The 297-nt window shown below is 62.6% G+C and carries 1 protein-coding gene; it reads right to left on the reverse strand.

Going from position 1 to position 297, the window contains the following annotated elements:
• Positions 1-297: hypothetical protein (locus R0J88_RS19455; protein ID WP_410900789.1), on the reverse strand; the 297-nt coding region annotated here is incomplete at both ends.

The raw sequence follows: 297 nt of genomic DNA on the forward strand, positions 1-297 counted from the left end.
GTCCAGTAGTGGAAGTGCTCGGTGAGGCGGTAGGTGGTGGCCACGTAGGGGAACTTGTCCACCGTGCCCATCGCCGCCAGGTCGTCCTTGAACACGCGCGCCGCCGGGTTGCTGGTGACGCCCTTGGCCTTCGGATACAGCGGGTTGTAGCCCAGCGGCGTCTCGAACGGCTCGTAGTGTTCCGGGAACGGACCTTCCGCCATTTTGTTGATAGCAAACAGGCGTCCCATCCCTTCCGGCTGCATGATAAACGGCCCGGTTGGCGTACCCGGTGCGGCATTGCCGAAGTCAGGAATA

The sequence above is a fragment of the Pseudoalteromonas sp. SIMBA_162 genome (assembly GCF_046535955.1).
Lineage (GTDB): Bacteria > Pseudomonadota > Gammaproteobacteria > Enterobacterales > Alteromonadaceae > Pseudoalteromonas > Pseudoalteromonas marina.